Source organism: Pseudoalteromonas sp. MB47 (assembly GCF_011319765.1).
Lineage (GTDB): Bacteria > Pseudomonadota > Gammaproteobacteria > Enterobacterales > Alteromonadaceae > Pseudoalteromonas > Pseudoalteromonas simplex.
Map to the genome: position 1 here is coordinate 15,389 of NZ_VFBD01000031.1, position 18,559 is coordinate 33,947.

An 18,559-nucleotide genomic window follows, 5' to 3' on the forward strand; every position below is an offset into this window, starting at 1 on the left:
TAAAAGGTTAAGCGTGGCGCTTAAAATTATCTAAAATAATACCCGTTGCCATTGCTACATTAAGCGATTCTGCTTGGCCATAAGCCGGAATAGTGATTTTATCAGTAACTAAGCTTTCGCAATCAGCACGAATACCATGGGATTCACTGCCCATGAGTAATACGGCATCTTGCTTAAGAGCAGTTTTGTGAATGTTCTCACCTTCTAAAAATGCGCCATACACAGGAAGGTTTAAACTAGGTAAGTAACTGGTTAAGTCGGTTTGTGTGACACTCACACGAGCAAATGAACCCATGGTTGCGCTGATGGTTTTCGGGTTATAAGCATCGGCACTGTCTGTGCTGGTAACAATATGCTTAATACCATACCAGTCAGCAACACGAATAATCGTACCCAAATTCCCCGGATCCGACACGCCATCAAGGGCTAAAATAAGCCCTGATGTGGGTAATGCTTGCTGACTTGGCATATCAACAACAGCAATTGCGGCGTTGTTACTAACAAGTGTACTGGCTTTAGTTAGGCTGTCTTCATCTGCTTCAATGACTTGATGGGCTGCAAGCGCTGTTTGATGCGCAGAAATAAATGCTGGGGTCGCAAAAATATGAGCAATACTTAAACCACTGTTTAGTAATTCAAGTACATTTTTTTCGCCTTGAACAAGGTACTGATTGTATTGCTTACGGTATTTCTTTTGACCTAATGCACGAATTAGTTTCAGTTGGTTTTTTGAAATCATAACAGCCTCATAAAATGATGGTTTAGTATATCAGATTCTGTACTCGAAAAACCAAGGGGAAAGTGCCAATTGCTTATTCAATCAGCACTTTTAAGAGACACTTGCCAATAAGAGGCATTAACTAATTTTCGTCAGCCACTCATTTAACCATGGCTCAGTAACAGGCCAAGGCTCAAAATCTTCACAGGCATCAATTTCTAAACGATGACCGACAGGTTTTGCCTGTAAATCACGAAACAGCTCATCAAAACTGCGACCTGCACCACAAAACGTATCGCCATAGCTGCGGTCACCCATAGCAATAATGCCGTATTGCTTGCCCGTTAACAGTGGGAATTGATCATTTAATTGGCTATATAAAGCGATTAAATTGTCAGGTATATCGCCCTGACCCGTCGTTGAAGTGATCACTAAAATATGTGACGCAGCCAGCATGTCATCAACCGTGCCATTTTCAACTAATTTCGCTTGATGCTCTGACTTTTCAATAACTTCAATAACTTGTTCGCTTAAACGCTCAGCACCGCCGTAAACACTGCCGACAAAAATACTAATGGTTGCCATAATAATCCTTTTCTTCTGTTGGCCAGCCAAGTTGCTGGCAAATCGTTAACATTGCATCGCCTAAAGGCGCTCTAATTGTTATTGCTTGCTTGCTATAAGGGTGCACAAACTTTAATTCAGAGGCAAATAACATTAAACGACGAAGCTGAAAATGCTCTCTAAAAAATTGATTATGCTGATTATCACCATGATTTACATCACCAATAATTGGCAATGATAAATGTTTTAAATGACGGCGTATTTGATGTTTGCGGCCAGTTTTTGGAAAACACTCCACCAGCGAGTAACGAACTGTTGGGTATTTACCAATTGGAATAGGCAAGCTTGCTTGGTGCAAGCAATGAAATTGCGTTTGTGCTTCTTGCGGTGCTTTATTTTGATCAGCAAACTTGTCGGCGATTTTATCAAGCTCTTCTTTTAAAGGTTTATCTAAGAAGATTGATTCGTTTAAAAAGCCTCTTACTAGAGCTAAATAACGCTTTTCAATTTGCCCATCAATAAATAACTGATTCATATCACGGGCTGCTTCTGAACTTAACGCAAACAATAATACGCCTGAGGTTGGTCTATCTAAACGATGTACAGGAAACACGTGTTGACCAATTTGGTCACGCAGCATTTGCATTGCAAATTGGGTTTCGTGTTTGTCTAAAAACGAACGGTGAACCAATAAACCGGATGGTTTATCAATCGCAATGTAATTTTCATCGCGGTACAGAATCGTTAACTCGTCAAATTGTGGCTTAACAATCTCTTGCATCTTAGTCATCACTCAAAAGTTGATCGAGTTTTTGTAAAACGTTAATCACATCATTAGCACCGCTGTGTTGTACCAGCATCATTTCAGCCATAGGCGCAATTGCAAAATTACGGGGTAAAGGCTGAGCATGTGCAATGAGGGTATGCATTTTTTCAAGAAAAACAAATTGCAGCCATTGCTCAAAAGCCATAGTGTCATGACAAAACGGCACACTTGAGTTAAGTGCACTTGGGTCAATCGGTGTTGTTTGCCAAAGTGAATGGCGTTGTAATGTGGATTCTAATTCGCGCAGCAGCGCCAAAGTCTGTTGATGCATTGTAAAACTCTTAATACCTTTGTGCTTAGTATACCCTGTTCCAAGGCGCCATGGTATGGCGTATAATTCGCGGCTGATATAGATTAATTACGGTAATTGAGATTTTATGACTGAGCAGATCGCCACCTTAGGGCAACTTCTGGATGCAGCAGGTACCACTTGGCGTGCCTTCGATATTGGCAGACACATCACGAAATTAGACAAAAAACAATTTCTTGCCATTGAAGAAACAAAAATCCCTTACCCATACCCGCTTGCAGGTCATGCTTGGCTTGCTATTCAATTTTGGGATGTAAAAGCGTCTAAAGAACCTTATGTATGGTTTTTAAAATTCCCACTAGATGAGCAAAGCCGTCTTGTAAGCGCAAGCCGCGATCATTTCGCAAACATGGTAATTGAAGCGCTTGGTACAGAAATTACCGGTGAAAATGCCGAAGGCAAATTAGACAACAACCCGTATGTATTTACGCCAAACGCCAACAAGTTAGCGGCATTTAATGCACAGGTTAAATGTTTGCTTAAACAAAGTGCTTCACAGTATTACGAATATGCGCAGCTGTATTTTTCAGGCAAACTAGGATTTGATAATTGGCAAAGTGTTGCAGTACAAGGTATTGCAGACTTTGCGATGCGTTTAGATAACGACAACAATTTAGCAAATCTACAAGCCGCTTGGGGGCAATTACCAGTCGAAGTATTACAGCCGCTAAGTGCAATGCTTGAACATGTTGCAATCGAACCCGTGTTTGCAGAGCAATTGTTAGCCTATGGTTTAAAGGCGATAGAGCAAAAAGACGACATCGCCCTTGTAGCAGCCCTCAGAAGCTTATCAAAAACACCAGCACAAGGTTTAACTGCGCAACTTGTAGATGCTGTATTACGCTCTGATATGAACACCCAGTCAGATGTCCTATTAACAATTGCAGGGCGTTGTTTTAGCACGCTTGAAGACCCAGAACGCTTACATGTGTTTATGGATTGCTGTGCACACCACACTGAAATTGAACAACTGTTTGTGAGTATTTTCACCGATTTAGTTGCAATTCCTAGTATTCGCCCTCACCTACTAGGTTTATTAAGAAAAGAAAATCGTAGCGAAACTCTCGCTCGCGCAATTGGAAGGTTATTCTCGTAAATGGCAGGCTTGTGGACACTCATCATCATTGGCAGCATCATCTATTTTTTTTGGTTAAACAGAAAAGTAGCCGAAGCAGCTAATCTTCATGCACAAAGACAAATTGAGCAATTAAATGTGCAATTGATGAGTGTTGCTTGCAATAAACGCCGACTTGGTATTTTAAAAAGCGGCAAACCAGGTATCAAAAGCGAATTTATTTTTGAGTTTTCGAGTGATGGGCAAAGCGTGTATCAAGGCGTTTTGATCATGGAAAATGAATTACTTAAAAGTGTCGTAATACCGCCACATAAGATTTAAGTTGCGAGTTGCGAGTTGCGAGTTGCGAGTTGCGAGTTGCGAGTTGCGAGTTATACAAGAATAATTGCAAGTGCGAGAAGTGCAACCTCCAGAAAGAACTAAGGCGTAGCTAATAGCCACGCCCCAATCTTGCTACTTCCATGATTAAGTATCCTTACTTATGCCGAAGCTGCCTTTTTATCTTTCCCCTGAACGGGTATACATCCGATACACCCACCATGCTACTTCATGTAACATTTAACACATCCTAGTGCCGTCCTCTTGCCGTCAATGGCTATCCACTTCGTTTTCCAAACGCTCCTTTAGCTTCCTGCTAAAATCATCCTTTGGTCAGTCCTTTTCAATCGCTCCGCGATTGTACTGCATCCTGGCAGTGTCCTCGTTCTTCCTTGCTTCCCTAGCTCTTGTCCCTTTGCTTCCTGCTAAGCATCTTGCTTTGTTGCCATAATCCTAATCCTTGGCATCAGTTCATTCATTGAACCTGCGTCTTCTTGACATGATTAAGTTTAGAGAAATGCGGATATCTTGGTAGGCATAAAAAGTAATTTTTTCTAAGTCACAAAAATGACAAAAACAATAAATCCTTTAAAATCATTACAATAAGCAATTATAGGTACAAATTTAAAGGCATTAAACTGATAAAACGCACAGCAATGTGAGACTTATCGCACATTGCTATTTCCAAAACGTCCTTTGCTTAATTTGCAGCTTTGAACATCAAGTCACCTTCAACTTGGTTAAAGCTCAAGGCTTTGAACACCTCAAACCCTTCAGAGCTAAAGAATTCACGCTGTTCAGAGCGGGTAACAAATACAGCTAAACCACTTGCTTGATTGCTTGACTCAACTAAATCATCAAGCCCTCGTAGCAGATATCTGCCTAAACCTTGCCCCTGAAAATGTGGGTCAACGGCTATAAAGGCTAAAAACAGATAATGGCCTTTGCTTGAAAGCGCTTCGCGAATAGTACGCTCTTTTTCTATAAGCTGATTGGTTTGCAAGTAACCTGCACTGAGCATCAGTTTTAAGCGCCAATGCCAGTATCGCTCAGCTTGTAGTTCACTTGCCGAATCAAATACACAGGCAATGGCTTTTAATCTACTTTGTGAGTAAAGACCTATTAGAGGCTGTTTTTCTTGCCAGAAACTTGCTAGCTCTTCACGTACTAAAGCACGTAATTTAGTTTCATATTTACTTGGGTTATCTTGTTGAAAACCTAATACATTCTGAAGAACGGGATCATCATGATAGGCTTGATAAATAAGGCTTGCAGCAGTGCTGATATCTTCAGCACTCAGGTATTGCACACTTAAGGTTTCGGGTTCAACAACTGTCAAAATACTCATCCTTTTATTTGTTTTATTATTTTCGTACTAGACTATAAGGTATATACCCAACGGTGATTAAAGACAAATTCAGCGTAAGTTAAACTGCGGTTCATCATCATTAAGTTCAAGAAGTAATAATTATCGCCATACACAAGGAGCAGAACTATGGATACGACAAAACATGATATTTCGACCCTATTTGCACAACTTGGTTTACCGAGCAAAGAAAGTGAAATAGATGCTTTTATAGCATCTCATCAACTGTCTGATACAACCCTATTGCAGGAAGCGCCTTTTTGGGATGAAGCTCAGCAACACTTTTTGGCAGAATCACTTGCAGAAGATGGTGCTTGGAGCGAGGTGATTGATGAATTAGACGCAAGGTTACGCCAGTAACGCCTGCGAGCTAATTGACAAGCTTAAATAACATTCTTTTAGCTCGTTAATTAGGAAAGTAATTTCACTCCACATCTATTATTGCTACCATACGCGCGCACTGCAGCCCATATACTGCGGTGCTTTTTAGTCTTTATAAAAGAGTTTATACAAAAATGAATGCCGTTGTATTTGATGCAATTAAAACCCTTCTTGATGAAGGTAAAACCCCAACAGTTGCCTTAACTAAAAGTAAGTTAACCCAACCTATGCCGATGCCTGTGATCATCGCTGCGGTTAGCCAATATAAAAACAATCCGGATTCAATTAATAATTTCATCAATAACCCGTCAAATGAACAACTGAGTACACCAAAAGAAAGTCAATTGGATCGTATTGAAGCTAAATTAGATAGGTTATTAGCACTGCTTGAGAAAAAATAATGTTTGTTGTCGATCTGACTTTTGATTGCTACCAAGATACTACCCTAGAGCTTGCTGAGCAGGCGATAAACCGCCTAGTGAATGCGCTTCGTTTTAACGGCCAAATAATTGGTGATGAATTTCCAACGGTTTTAAAAGATGGATTTTTCATTACTCGTGTAATGTGCCCAACCGAAGATGCGATGCATCCGCTCAACCATAGCCCGTTTGTAAAACATAGCATTGAGCAATTAAACACTGCAGGCTTACTGGCACCAAAAGTTAAAGTGGTCGGCCAAGACATTCACTCAAATGGCGCAGACATGTGTCATGATCCGTCATGCTATATTTTGTATACCACGTACGTGCACACCTGTAGCCCGCTTTATTGTGGTGATGACTTTTTGCCTGTACCGTTATTTCGCATTCCAGCCATTGCCAATGGCGATTACAAAACACTCATTAAATGGCAAGAAGACTGGCAAGCGTGCGATCAAATTCAGATCAATGGTGCAACCCGTTGTGAATTTCCTGCGCTTGAAGAGCTAACTAGCATCAAGAGTGACTTATACCGCCGTGGTCGTGATATCACGAAACGTATTAGTTTTCTAACCAAGAAGCCGGTTTATTACTATTTATACCGTGTAGGCGGCGTTGACAAAGAGTCAGAGCTTAAACGTCGCTGCCCAAGCTGCGATGGCGAGTGGAAATTACCAGAGCCATGGTTTGGCTTATTTGATTTTCGTTGCGAGCCCTGTGGCATTGTTTCGAATATCTCGTGGGACTTTCAATAACCTAATAAAGGTAATAACCAGATACACAAAAGGGGCAACCGCCCCTTTTTACTTATTGAATTTACACCGTTACTTTGTCTAAAAACTCACTGATGCTATTCGCTAGCACATGATGTGGTTTTTTACCCACATACTCTAAGCAAACCTCACCGCTTTCGACTAATACAGTGATCAGTAGATCATCTTGCTCTGTAAGACCAATAAATACGGTTTCTGGCTGCTTTAGCTTGCGCTTCATTAACACGTGACCGGTAATATTTTGCTGTAAGCGGCTAAAATCATCTTCATTCCATGCTTGTAGCAGTTCAATGTGATGATCATCAATACTCAATAACAAATTACCCGCATAGACATGACCAAACAATGGGCTTAAATCTTCAGGAAACGATAACTCTAGTGCCTTGGCTAAGTCTTCTAAACTGCCAGCAGGTTGTTGTGGGGTTGCACACCACTGAATAAGCCCCTGCTCATCTACTTCGCCCTGCTCACATGGACTTGGCCATGCTGTATCATGTTCAATAACAGGAAGCTTTCCTGTGCGTTCGAGGCATTTTTCACTAAATGCTTGATGTAACTTATCTAGTTTTGTAGAAACAGACATACTGCGAAACTCATTGGCTTTAGGTATAATGCCGCCATTGTAACTACAAAAGTGTAAAGATGACAGATTACAGCAACTCACCCGAACTAAAAAACAGTGTTCTTGGTAAAAGCACAGAGTATGTAGATACCTACACACCCAGTTTACTGTTTCCTATTGCCCGTAAATTAAACCGTGATGCATTAGGTGTTAGCGAAGATAACTTACCGTTTAAAGGGCAAGATATTTGGACTGGCTATGAATTATCGTGGCTAAATAGCAAGGGTAAGCCAATGGTCGCTGTGGCAACGTTTGTATTTCCTTGTCAGAGCAGCCATATCATTGAGTCTAAGTCATTCAAACTGTACCTAAATAGCTTTAATCAAACACGTTTTGAGACGCTAGATGGCGTACATCAAGCACTGAGCAAAGACTTGTCAGATGCAGTTAATGCACCGGTAGTCGTTACTTTATACCAAGCAGATGATTTCAATTGTTTGCCATTTTCATCGTTACCGGGCGAATGTATTGATGATCTGGATATCGAAATCACCAGCTATGATATTGATGCAAGCTCACTTCGCCATAATGGTGATGAGATTGTCTCAGAAACCCTACACAGTCACTTACTAAAATCGAACTGTTTGATCACCTCACAGCCTGATTGGGCGAGTGTGATTATTCGTTATAAAGGCCAAGCGATTTGCCATGAAGCCTTATTAAAATATTTAATTTCATTTAGAACTCATAACGAATTTCATGAGCAATGTGTAGAGCGTATTTACTGCGATTTAATGCAGCAGTTAAACCTCGAAGAGTTAGAAGTGTATGCCCGTTATACACGCCGTGGTGGTTTAGATATCAACCCTTATCGCTCAACGAATCAAGATGAAACACCCTTCAAGGTAAAAATTAATCGCCAATAACTTTGGTGACAATAAAAAACCGAGTTGTGAACTCGGTTTTTTATTGTCTGAAGATTCGTTTCAGATAATTACTCGTCTTTAAAAATACCCACATACGTTGGTGATGTATTTGATTTACTCGCACGGTACATACCTGCGGTGTTAAACGGCAAGCTGATGTTACCTTTAGCATCAATGATGATCACACCGCCTGTGCCACCTATAGGCATTAATACATCGTGGATCACTTCGTTCCCCGCTTCCACAATGGTTTTACCTTGGTATTTTACGCGAGCACAAATATCAGCTGCCACATTGTAGCGAATAAAGTACTCGCCATGGCCTGTCGCAGATACTGCACATGATTCGTTTTCAGCAAAGGTCCCCGCACCAATCACTGGTGAATCGCCCACACGGCCAAAACGTTTTGCTGTCATGCCACCTGTAGAGGTACCTGCTGCGATATTACCGTTTTTATCAAGTGCAACTGCACCGACAGTGCCCATTTTGTAATTAACTGGCAGGGCTTTGTGTGCAGCTTGGTAGTCTTTGCTAGTTACTTTTTGTTTATCGAGCTTTTCTTTTGCTTCTAATAAGGCTTTATAACGGTGCTCAGTATCAAATAGGTTGTTTTCAACCAGCGGCATACCTTGAGTTTTTGCAAACTCTTCAGCACCTTCGCCGCTGAGCATAACATGCACTGATTTTTCCATCACTAAGCGCGCCAAGTTAATTGGGTTTTCAATGTGTTTAACCCCAGCAACAGCTCCTGCTTGGCGTGTACGACCATCCATAATCGATGCGTCAAGCTCATGTGCACCGTCATAAGTATATACAGCACCGCGACCAGCGTTGAAATACGGCGAGTTCTCAAGCACATTAATTGCCGCAGTAATGGCATCTAGGCTCTCACCGCCTTTTTCGAGCACAGCATAGCCTGTTTCAACGGCTTCTTTTAGTTTTGCACGGTAAGCTTTTTCTTGCTCTGGCGTGAAGCGGCTTTTTTCAATTGTTCCAGCACCACCATGAATAGCAATAGCGAAAGGTTGATCACTACTATGGCTGAAAGTACTAAATGATAATGCGCTAAGGGCAATGGCTGAGGTGAGTAATGTTTTTAACATAGGGGCACTTATATTTATTTTAGTTTGTAAGCCCAATGTGAATAATTCGTCGCTGGTTTTCAAGCTTTAACAGACGAAAGAAACAAAAAAAGCGCCTAATGGCGCTTTTTTTCATCAGTTTAAAATTAAGCTTGAGCTGCTTTTAAACGTGCTAAACGTGCTACTTGGTGAGTAGACGTTAAGAAAGAGTAGATTGGTGCTAAATAGCCACGCTTACGAAGGTCTAAGAACTCTTCATCACCTAGTGAGTTAAGTTTTTTCTCGTCAACAAGGTAGATACCGTTGATGTCTTTTTTCTCACCTTTGATTTCTACAGTTAGCGTTTGAGCTACTAGTAGTTCTTTGTCTGCAAGGTACTTAGTGAATGCTTCAGTTACCTGAGAGAACTCGATGAAAGAAACAAGTGCTTCTTTACGACGCTTAAGGTATTCAGTTTCTTCACCGTTTTCGAAAAGTGCATTACCTGTTTCTTCGCTTACAAGTGGGCTTGCTTCGTCGATTACGATACCAAATTGGTCAGCTTCTGGATGCTTAACAAGACCAAGTGGGTAACGAGTCATAGACATAGGCGCAAATGCTGCTGTCCATTTGCCGTCTTGAATGAAAAGGTTTTCGCCTGGCTCTAGACCAAATAAAGCAACTGCTTGAAATTTACCTGATTCGTTGTTTTTAACAAATGCCATTGGGAATTCATTTGCGATACGTGCAAATTCGTGTGCAACCACAGGTACTAAATGCTGAGTTTTCATGAACTCAATGTTGATGCCATTTTGAATTTTAGTGTTGGCATGTTTTTCGTTATGTAAAGGCTGTACTTGTTGCTCCGCCATGATACTGCTCCGTTAATTTTATAATATGTTTTTGCTGTTAGTGCCCAAAGCCTATAGGTTTTGGCAACAAAAAGGAAGTGAAAATTTTGTGGCAGTTTGTACATTATAAATTAACAAATTTACCCATGTTGCTAATTAACCTTAAGTGATGAAAAAACAAGCTGCGATCAAGTAAATATTATCACGCATAAGCCACTATTTTTGTTAGTATATTCAACAAACACGGAATGACTGAGGCAAATAATGGAAGGCTATCGATTAAATAAAGACTATAAAGTAAGCCAAGTATTTATTGGTGAAATTAATGAAACCGTTATTATTGTTGATGACTTTTTGCACAACCTTGAGCCAGTTTATCAATTTGCCACAGAGACAGCCTACTTCCAGCCTTTTGGCAGCGATGGCACACTCTACCCAGGCAAACGAGATGAAATGCCTGCGCCCTACTACCGAGCTTTTGAGCAGCTAGTTAAAGAACTTTTAGAGCAAGGGATCATTACTAGCGGCGAAAATAATTTATATCTTCACCGCTGTAAACTTTCATTAGTGACTCAAAATGCGGATGAATTAAATACCTTGCAGCGTATGCCACATATTGATTCAACGGATGATAAAACATTTGCAGCAGTGCATTATTTGTCAGACAAAGAATGGGGTGGCACAGGCATATATAAATACCTACCTGAGAACATTATTAAAGTGACGGCTGATAACCAAAATAGCGTACATAACATGATTGCTGATACAGAAAAACACAGCGCAACTCATCCAGGCTATTTAAATGAAACAACAGCGCTTTTTGAAAAAGTGGTGGATATTGAAGCGAAGATCAATAGGCTCGTAATTTATAAGAGCAACCTATTGCATAGCGCAGCTCTTTTAAATCACAAAAAGTACTGTAATGATTTAAATAACAGTCGTTTATCTATCTCCTCATTTTTTAGAATCGACTGAGTTGGCTAATACGTATTAGCCAGCTCAGTTAATAAAATTAGTACTTCTGTAAGCCAAATTTCTTTATTTTATCTAACAGTTCTCTGTGCTTAGGTAGCTCGCTTAATAGCTGATTGACGCGCTGCTGTTTAAATTCAGCAACTTGTTGATTGTCGCTCTGCTTAGATTGCTGTTTGCCAGGTACATAATGCATACCAAACAGTACGTATAAGTAGTTTTCTAAGTCGAACAAATCGAACTTACTGGCAAAGTCTTCGCGTACCGGTGTAAAGCGCTGCCAGCGTGCTAGGTTATTTTTTAGTTTTTCTGATAACTGGTCGGTTTTTTTGTTATCACGCCAAAAAGCCGAATCAGTTCTATCCGAAATACAGTAATGCATTTTTATAAAATCAAACGTTTGTTGCCATACATAATTCACCTGCTGATTGTATTCATCAGCAACTAAGTTAATGTCCTCTCGGGTACGCGGAAAACGTTTAGCTAATAACCCCGCAGAAAAGTCTGCAATTAAGATGGCAGTTGCTTCAAGAGGCTCAACAAAGCCTTGCGACAACCCGATAGCCACACAGTTTTTGTGCCACATTTTTTCTCTGTGCCCTACTTTCATCGGGATCTTTCGTGGCGTTAAGTGCTCAAATTTATTACCTAAATAATGATGCAATTTAGCGTTTGCTTGCTCATCGCTCATATACTTAGATGAATAAACAAACCCCACTCCTCTTCGCTCTGTGAGCGCAATATCCCAGATCCAACCAGCTTGGTGTGCCGTAGCAATAGTATAAGGTGGTATTTCATCATCGCTTTGTGTCGGTACTTGCAATGTGATTGCAGTATCAGTTAATAAACTAGCTGACTTATCAACAAAGCCCACCCCTAGTTTTTGCCCAATAAAGGCAGCCGAAAAACCGGAGCAATCAATAATAAAGTCAAATTCTAAGGCGTTAGCTTCTGAGTCGATTAGATGTGTAATAAAACCTTGCTCATCAAAGCTAACATCCCTTATTTCTGCAAGCAGGTGTTTAACAGCAAAATGTTGCGTGGCATGGCTTCCTAAGAAAGCAGCAAACTTTTTAGCATCAAAATGATAGGCATAGCCATTGATACCTGCATATTGCGGTGTCGAAATTGTTTTCGGTGCTAGGTTATTTTCACAACACGCATGTTGCTTAGAAACAAAGTCTGCGTAATCATTACCGTTACCCTCAGCAAGCCACTGCTGCGTTAACTCCTCACCGAATATATGTGGGTGATCAAATAAATGATGGTAAAAGTTAGCACCATGTTTGTGTTTATCTAGCCAATTTACAAACTTGATTGACTGCTTAAAAGTAACATCACATTCATTGATAAAGTCACTTTCACTGATACCAAACTTTTGCAAAGAGTTGCGCATCGAAGGAACAGTACCTTCACCGACACCTATGCTGGCAATATTAGGAGACTCGATTAATGTGATCTCAATACCGCTTTGCAAAAGCGCATGGCCTAAATGGTTAGCGGCTAACCAACCTGCTGTTCCGCCACCAACAATTGCGATTTTTTTTATCATTTTCACTCGCCCACTTTTTACTCACAAAAAAGCCCAGTGCGAGCTGGGCTTTCTTAATTTCGTTATCTAAATCAAATTAGAAACGGAGTGATACACCTAGCTTGTAGCGTGCTTCACCTTCAAAGCTCCATGCTGGGTAGCCGTTACGAAGCTCAGGAACTACTTCTGCATCAGAAGGAGCAACACCGATTTGTACGCTGTCTTCTTCAGTTAAGTTAACAGCTTCAAACGTTACGTCAATGTTATCAGTTACGCTGTAGTTAGCACTGAAATCAAGAGTACCGTATGATTGATGCTCACGGTTACCATAGAAACCAGGTAGCTCACGGATCATGTACTCTGAACGCCAGTTATAAGCTAAACGTGCTGAGTAAGTATCTGTTTCATAGTAACCCACTAAGTTCACAGTATGCTTAGACGAATCTGAGAATAATGGGATCATATCTGGGTAGTTTTCAGCTTCTGATGGTGCATCTACGAATGTGTAGTTTGCTGAGTAACCAAAGCCACTGTCAAAGCCATCTTGAATTTGTAGCTCGATACCTTCGATTTGGCCACCACTTGCATTAAGCTTAGTAGATAGCGTCCAGTTATCACCTTGAGTATCTGGGTCTACAACACCGATTTGTTGATTCAAGATTTGGCTTGAAGTAACAAATGATGTGATGTCTTTGAAGAAGTAAGTTGCACTTACCATACCGTCACCATCAAAGTACCACTCAATACCTAAATCAGCTTGAGTTGCTTTGAATGGGTTAAGGCCTACGTTACCTTTAGTTAGTACTTCGTTATTTGCTGTACCATCAGCGTAACCTGCAAAAGATGATGCAGAGAACATATCTGTGTAGTTAGGACGAGCAATTACTTGTGCTGCAGAGGTACGTAAAATTACATCTTCAGCTAAATCGAAAGCGATATTGATGCTAGGTAATACGTCGTTGTAGCTCGCTTTATCTGTGCTTAGAGAACTTTCGTACTCACCGTTTGCAAAACCGTAGTAATCTGATTCTGCATCTGTAGAGATATAACGTAAACCGAAGTTACCGCGGATAGATTCTGCAGAGAACTCTGCCATTGCGTAAACTGCAAAGTTCTCTTCTTCAATTGTACCGTAACCTGAGCGGTATACAGCTGAATCATTATCGAAGCTTACAATTGCAGCACGTGCATCTGCTACCATTTTGTCAAAATCTGGCTTTGGTAAAGTGAAACCAGCACCTGATGACATAGTACCTGAGTAGTAAGTCTCACCATCACCAGTTGGTAATGTATCAACTAAAGTAGTTGAGTAAGTCTCTTGTTTTACTTCATGGTCAGCCCAACGGAAACCTGTTTTGATTGCTGTGATAGCACCAAAATCAACAGGGAAAGAAAGGTCTAACTGTGCGTAAGTTTCTTCATCTGTGTTAGGTTGCTTTTTAAGTGCCCAACCAGCTGGAGATAATGGACCTGCAAAATCTGATGCTTCAAAGTATTTGTTATTGATATCAATTTTGATCACATCACCAGTTGCATCATAAGTACCCGCGTAATCAGATGGAACACCAATGAAGTTACCGTAGTTTGCAGTAAGGTCTGTACCACCTTCTGATTCAGTTGTACCGAAACGACCTTTTAATGTGAAGTTTTCACCTTCGTATTTAAGGCTGAAATCAGCTGTGTCAGATGACATGCTCGCAATACGTGCCCAAGTTTGAGTCCAACCTGGATTTACACCTTCACCAGTACGGCGGTAGAAAACACATGTACCTGATGCATTTGTTTGCTCACAAGCTGCTTCTTTGTCGTCAGGGAACATTACGAAGTTTGAGGTATTTGCATTGTTTGCATCTAACTCAAGGCTCATGATGTTTAAACCTAGCTCTAGGTTTTCTGTAGGACGATACTGGAAAGTTGCATTTAATGCTGTACGTTCACGCTCTTGTTGGAACGTAGTAGGAACAATATCACCCCAACCGATCAGTGATTCGATACCGTTACGTTGGTAGTTTGTTTCAGCCCAAGATACTGAACCTAATAAACCGAATGTTTCTTCGTCATTTTTCCAGCTAAATAAGCCAGAAACTTGAGGGTCTGTTTCTTCAGAGATTGTGCCGTAGTCGGCTTTTGCACTTAAGAAAGTTGTACCAGCGTCAAGATCAAGTGGCTTACGAGTGTTAACAATAACAGTACCACCAACACCACCTTCTACAACGTCAGCTTGAGAAGATTTATAAACTTGGATTTCACCAACTAATTCAGGTGGTAAAAGCGTATAGTTGAAGCTACGGTCGATTGATTGTTGGTCATACCAACCTGTTGATGCAACAGTTTGACCGTTTAAAAGTGTGCGTGTTAATTGGCTTGAAGCACCACGGATAGACACTTGCTGACCTTGACCGAATTGACGGTTAACAGCAACACCTGAAATACGACCTAGTGCTTCACCTACATCGCCATCAGGAAACTTACCGATGTCTTCTGCAGATACAGCATCGACAACGCTGTCAGCAAAGCGCTTAGTATTCATTGAAGCTTCAAGTGAACGGCGAATACCGCGAACTTCAATTACTTCAACATCTTCTTGAACTTTAGTTTCATCTGCTGCGTATGCAGCGCCAGTGAACCCAGCACTCATTACGAGGCCGATATTAACTGCTAATAAGCTTTTCTTAAAATTTTTAGCTAACACAGGATTCCCCTTGAATCATTTTGTTGGTTTTTTATATCACTTCTGCCCAGTGATGATGACAACGCTGTCATCTAGTAACAAACCATACACTCTAAATTACATTTGTGCTACATCTTTTTGGTTAATTTGTGCAAAAAATTTACAACGAAATAATCAAGTTATTGATATAACTAATATTTAATATTGAGTTTTTAAGAATTGTTACAAATAAACGGCGCAAATATAGCATGAGTGATATTGCAGATGAAAAGACCAAAAGGATGAGTTTTTGAAATTAGCTAAAAATTACATGTATTTTTGTAAGCTTTAGTTTCCACTGGGCATTTATTAACCATAACTAAAAGTTATATAAAACCTGTTATCTAACAATAAATTAGCTTACAAAACTAACGTGTTTCTAAAAGCGCGCTGTCATGTACAAATTATTTTTAACTTTTTCTGGGCAGAATGAGTTAAAGGGAATATTGAGAATAACAATCAATAACAATGACAGCGTTGTCATTTTTAATTATATAGAGCCCCTTTGTACTTGTCTAACACTTTATCGGCTATTTAAAGAAAGTGTATTTATTCAATACTGTTTGTTATACCAATTCGCTTAATTAAGTGACCTATTTTTAGGCAATAAAACCTCGTTGATAACAAGGCAAAATTTCGTTATTTAGTTGTTCTAAATCAGAAATTTTTAACGCCGTTAGCGACAGGTTTAATCCCTCAAAATGATTAAGTATTATTGCGGATTGGTATTCAAGGTAAGTATTTAAAAACAAAAAAGCGAGCATAATAGCTCGCTTTTGGCATAGAGTTTTATTGAGCGATTAAGGTGCCCAATAAACTTCAATATTGATATGTGGGTGATTCAATACTGCACGTAAAGGCATGTCAGCAACTGCACCGCCCTCTTTCGCTTGCTTGTAAACAGCGAGTTTTTCTTCACCACTAATTAAAAGCTTCACAACTTTAGAATCTGCAATCGCAGATAAAGTTAACGTCATACGCTCAGTGATTTTACCTGTTACATCGCTTTCAATGGCATTAATTGCACATACTAAATCATCTGTTGCTAGACCGTGTTCAAGACCTTCGGCATGAGGGAAAAGAGAAGCCGTATGACCATCAGGGCCCATGCCTAAAATCGTCACATCAAAAGGACGCTTTAATGCTTTGTATGCAGCTTCACATTCAGCTACACCGTTTTGCGCCGTTAATGCGTCATTTTTCATTGTCACGAAATTAGCTGCTGCGCCATGGTTTTGTAATAGCGTGCTTTTGATAAATGCTTCATTACTTTTTTCATGATCAGCATCAACCCAACGCTCATCAACCATAGCAACATCTATGTTTGCCCAATCAAGCTCAAGGTTTGATAAGTGCTTATAAGCAGGTGCTGGCGATGAACCACCCGATACCATCAATACCGCGCGACCATCTTCTTTAATACCAGCAACAAGGCTTTGCTCAAGGCTTGAAGAAAGCTCAGCTGTTAATTCGTCTTTGTTTGCAAAGAATTTTTCAACAATTGTTGCCATCTTAATTACGCCTTATCGCCTGTGTTAAACCAAACATGGTTGTTTTCTTCTAAAAGCTCATCTGCATCTTCAGGGCCCCATGTACCAGCACGGTATAACGATGGTGCACCTTTTTCTTGCCAACGCTCAATGATTGGGTCAATCCATTTCCATGCTTGACGCACTTCATCACGGTGAATAAACAGCGACGGGTTGTTTGCTGCGGCATCTAACATTAAGCGCTTATAGGCATCTGAATGAAAACCATTACTGTACGCTTGCGATAACTCAATGTTCATGGTTACTGGTTCTAATTGCATCTCAAGGTTATCAAGGCGCTTAGACATCAGTGTTAATTGAATTGTTTCTTCTGGTTGCAGACGAATAACAAGACGATTTGGCTCAATTTTACCTACGTTATCGGTATAAACGTTGTGAGATACTTTTTTGTATTCAACAACGATTTCAGCACAACGCTTTTTCATACGTTTACCAGTACGAAGATAGAAAGGCACGCCAGCCCAGCGCCAGTTATCGATGTGCGCACGAATAGCAACAAAAGTTTCTGTTTTACTCGCACCTTCGTTTAATTCTTCTAAGTAACCTGGGACGATTTTACCGTCTAAGTTACCTGGTACGTACTGACCACGTACAATGTTTGCATCAACATCTTCAGCCACTAACGGACGTAACGACTCAAGTACTTTTAGTTTTTCAGTACGGATGCTGTTTGCGTTTAGTTTATTTGGTGATTCCATTGCCACTAAACAAAGTAATTGTAGCAAGTGGTTTTGTACCATATCGCGTAATGCACCCGCTTTATCGTAGAAACCAGCGCGGCTTTCTAAGCCTACTGTTTCTGATAAGCTAATTTGGATGTTATCGATTGATTTTGCATCCCACAGGTTTTCAAACAATGAGTTTGAAAAACGTAGTGCCATTAAGTTTTGTACTGTTTCTTTACCTAAGTAATGGTCAATACGGAATACTTGCTCTTCTTTGAAGTATTCAGCAATTTTTGCATTGATTGCTTCAGCAGATTCACCACAGTAACCAATCGGTTTTTCAACAACAACACGAGATGTTTCTGTGATTAGACCTTTCTTTGATAAGATTTCACAGCAGCTACCATACACTGCAGGTGGTAAAGAAAGGTAAAAAACACGAGACTTGTCAGCGTCGTGTTCATCAAGAATATCTCTTAATTTGTCCCAGTCATCATCTGCTTCAGTCACATTTGATACAACTGGCACAAGGTAAGCTGAAAACGCTTTCCAATCTTTTGCGTTGTACTCACCTTTACCTAAAAAGTCTTGTAACGCTTTATGTGCTGTTTCGATGTATTCTTTACGTTTGCTTTCTTCACGTACCGTAGGAAGGATACGAGAACCTTGAGGAAGGTTGCCCTCTTGATAAGCGCGATACATTGCAGGAAGTAACTTACGTAACGCAAGATCACCGCCGCCCCCAAAAATTACGATATCAAATGGATTTAACATATATCACTCTCTACATTGGCAATGCCATGTTCATCCAATTCATGCAATATGGCAGTGCGTGTTGTTATCTGGTTGATGTGGCCTGTTAGACAATATCCTTTAACAAAGCCTGTTGAATTTGTTTGTAAGTAGCTTACTCATTCTTTTTATGTTGGCTGAAGTAAATGAGTCTTAGGGGCTCTGTAAATCCTCTCACAAAAATACAGG

19 protein-coding genes are annotated in these 18,559 nt (G+C 40.3%); 7 read left to right on the top strand and 12 right to left on the bottom strand.

What is annotated here, in order from left to right:
- Positions 1-7 precede the first annotated feature (7 nt).
- The 4 genes from IMPJCBKJ_RS18255 to IMPJCBKJ_RS18270 form a co-directional block, all read right to left on the bottom strand.
- Entirely contained in the window at positions 8-739 is a 732-nt protein-coding gene (locus IMPJCBKJ_RS18255; protein WP_063706992.1) for an RNA methyltransferase, read from the bottom strand.
- A 117-nt stretch (positions 740-856) separates the two neighbouring features.
- Positions 857-1,303, bottom strand: coding sequence for a flavodoxin (locus IMPJCBKJ_RS18260; protein WP_166341487.1), 447 nt, complete (start codon positions 1,301-1,303; stop codon positions 857-859).
- Positions 1,290-2,063, bottom strand: a complete 774-nt coding sequence (gene truC, locus IMPJCBKJ_RS18265; protein WP_166341489.1) for a tRNA pseudouridine(65) synthase TruC — start codon at positions 2,061-2,063, stop codon at positions 1,290-1,292. The genes IMPJCBKJ_RS18260 and truC overlap by 14 nt, the downstream gene beginning before the upstream one ends.
- A 1-nt stretch (position 2,064) precedes the next feature.
- The gene (locus tag IMPJCBKJ_RS18270) at positions 2,065-2,379 is read right to left on the bottom strand and encodes a YqcC family protein (RefSeq protein WP_166341491.1); all 315 of its coding nucleotides are present in this window, start codon (positions 2,377-2,379) and stop codon (positions 2,065-2,067) included.
- Between the two features lie 106 nt (positions 2,380-2,485).
- On the opposite strand from IMPJCBKJ_RS18270, the gene IMPJCBKJ_RS18275 reads away from it, so the two are divergent.
- Entirely contained in the window at positions 2,486-3,514 is a 1,029-nt protein-coding gene (locus IMPJCBKJ_RS18275) for a DUF3549 family protein (RefSeq protein ID WP_138617764.1), read from the top strand.
- Complete coding sequence (locus tag IMPJCBKJ_RS18280; RefSeq protein ID WP_062569953.1) at positions 3,515-3,814, top strand: DUF3301 domain-containing protein; 300 nt, start codon at positions 3,515-3,517, stop codon at positions 3,812-3,814. It begins immediately after the preceding gene.
- Between the two features lie 697 nt (positions 3,815-4,511).
- On the opposite strand, the gene IMPJCBKJ_RS18285 is transcribed toward IMPJCBKJ_RS18280, so the two are convergent.
- Positions 4,512-5,159, bottom strand: a complete 648-nt coding sequence (locus IMPJCBKJ_RS18285) for a GNAT family N-acetyltransferase (protein ID WP_166341493.1) — start codon at positions 5,157-5,159, stop codon at positions 4,512-4,514.
- A gap of 147 nt (positions 5,160-5,306) precedes the next feature.
- On the opposite strand from IMPJCBKJ_RS18285, the gene IMPJCBKJ_RS18290 reads away from it, so the two are divergent.
- The 3 genes from IMPJCBKJ_RS18290 to IMPJCBKJ_RS18300 all read left to right on the top strand — a co-directional run bounded on the left by IMPJCBKJ_RS18290 (position 5,307) and on the right by IMPJCBKJ_RS18300 (position 6,732).
- A complete protein-coding gene (locus IMPJCBKJ_RS18290) occupies positions 5,307-5,537 on the top strand; it encodes a DUF2789 domain-containing protein (RefSeq protein ID WP_036969581.1) in 231 nt (76 codons plus the stop codon).
- 155 nt (positions 5,538-5,692) lie between these two features.
- Positions 5,693-5,959, top strand: coding sequence for a hypothetical protein (locus IMPJCBKJ_RS18295; protein WP_054553723.1), 267 nt, complete (start codon positions 5,693-5,695; stop codon positions 5,957-5,959).
- Positions 5,959-6,732: a Zn-ribbon-containing protein gene (locus IMPJCBKJ_RS18300; RefSeq protein WP_054553724.1), complete on the top strand. Its 774-nt coding sequence runs from the start codon at positions 5,959-5,961 to the stop codon at positions 6,730-6,732. The genes IMPJCBKJ_RS18295 and IMPJCBKJ_RS18300 overlap by 1 nt, the downstream gene beginning before the upstream one ends.
- Positions 6,733-6,793: 61 nt before the next feature.
- Here the strand turns inward: IMPJCBKJ_RS18300 and syd are convergent, their stop codons facing one another.
- Positions 6,794-7,333, bottom strand: a complete 540-nt coding sequence (gene syd / locus IMPJCBKJ_RS18305) for a SecY-interacting protein (protein ID WP_166341495.1) — start codon at positions 7,331-7,333, stop codon at positions 6,794-6,796.
- 59 nt (positions 7,334-7,392) lie between these two features.
- On the opposite strand from syd, the gene queF reads away from it, so the two are divergent.
- Positions 7,393-8,238: an NADPH-dependent 7-cyano-7-deazaguanine reductase QueF gene (gene queF, locus IMPJCBKJ_RS18310; protein ID WP_166341497.1), complete on the top strand. Its 846-nt coding sequence runs from the start codon at positions 7,393-7,395 to the stop codon at positions 8,236-8,238.
- A 68-nt stretch (positions 8,239-8,306) separates the two neighbouring features.
- On the opposite strand, the gene IMPJCBKJ_RS18315 is transcribed toward queF, so the two are convergent.
- Together IMPJCBKJ_RS18315 and IMPJCBKJ_RS18320 are read right to left on the bottom strand one after the other, a co-directional pair.
- Positions 8,307-9,341 (bottom strand): isoaspartyl peptidase/L-asparaginase, encoded by a 1,035-nt coding sequence (locus IMPJCBKJ_RS18315; RefSeq protein WP_166341499.1) that lies wholly within the window; start codon positions 9,339-9,341, stop codon positions 8,307-8,309.
- A 125-nt stretch (positions 9,342-9,466) separates the two neighbouring features.
- A complete protein-coding gene (locus IMPJCBKJ_RS18320) occupies positions 9,467-10,171 on the bottom strand; it encodes a SapC family protein (RefSeq protein ID WP_138599996.1) in 705 nt (234 codons plus the stop codon).
- A gap of 243 nt (positions 10,172-10,414) precedes the next feature.
- On the opposite strand from IMPJCBKJ_RS18320, the gene IMPJCBKJ_RS18325 reads away from it, so the two are divergent.
- Positions 10,415-11,125 (top strand): DUF6445 family protein, encoded by a 711-nt coding sequence (locus tag IMPJCBKJ_RS18325; protein ID WP_166341501.1) that lies wholly within the window; start codon positions 10,415-10,417, stop codon positions 11,123-11,125.
- A 37-nt stretch (positions 11,126-11,162) separates the two neighbouring features.
- Here IMPJCBKJ_RS18325 and IMPJCBKJ_RS18330 read toward each other — a convergent pair whose 3' ends face one another.
- From IMPJCBKJ_RS18330 to zwf, 4 genes are all read right to left on the bottom strand, one after another.
- On the bottom strand, positions 11,163-12,674 hold the full coding sequence (locus tag IMPJCBKJ_RS18330) for a tryptophan halogenase family protein (protein ID WP_166341503.1): 1,512 nt from the start codon (positions 12,672-12,674) through the stop codon (positions 11,163-11,165).
- A 76-nt stretch (positions 12,675-12,750) separates the two neighbouring features.
- Positions 12,751-15,345, bottom strand: a complete 2,595-nt coding sequence (locus IMPJCBKJ_RS18335; protein ID WP_166341505.1) for a TonB-dependent receptor — start codon at positions 15,343-15,345, stop codon at positions 12,751-12,753.
- Between the two features lie 818 nt (positions 15,346-16,163).
- Entirely contained in the window at positions 16,164-16,874 is a 711-nt protein-coding gene (gene pgl, locus IMPJCBKJ_RS18340; protein ID WP_054563611.1) for a 6-phosphogluconolactonase, read from the bottom strand.
- Positions 16,875-16,879: 5 nt separating this feature from the next.
- A complete protein-coding gene (gene zwf, locus IMPJCBKJ_RS18345) occupies positions 16,880-18,352 on the bottom strand; it encodes a glucose-6-phosphate dehydrogenase (protein ID WP_166341506.1) in 1,473 nt (490 codons plus the stop codon).
- Between the last annotated feature and the right edge of the window lie 207 nt (positions 18,353-18,559).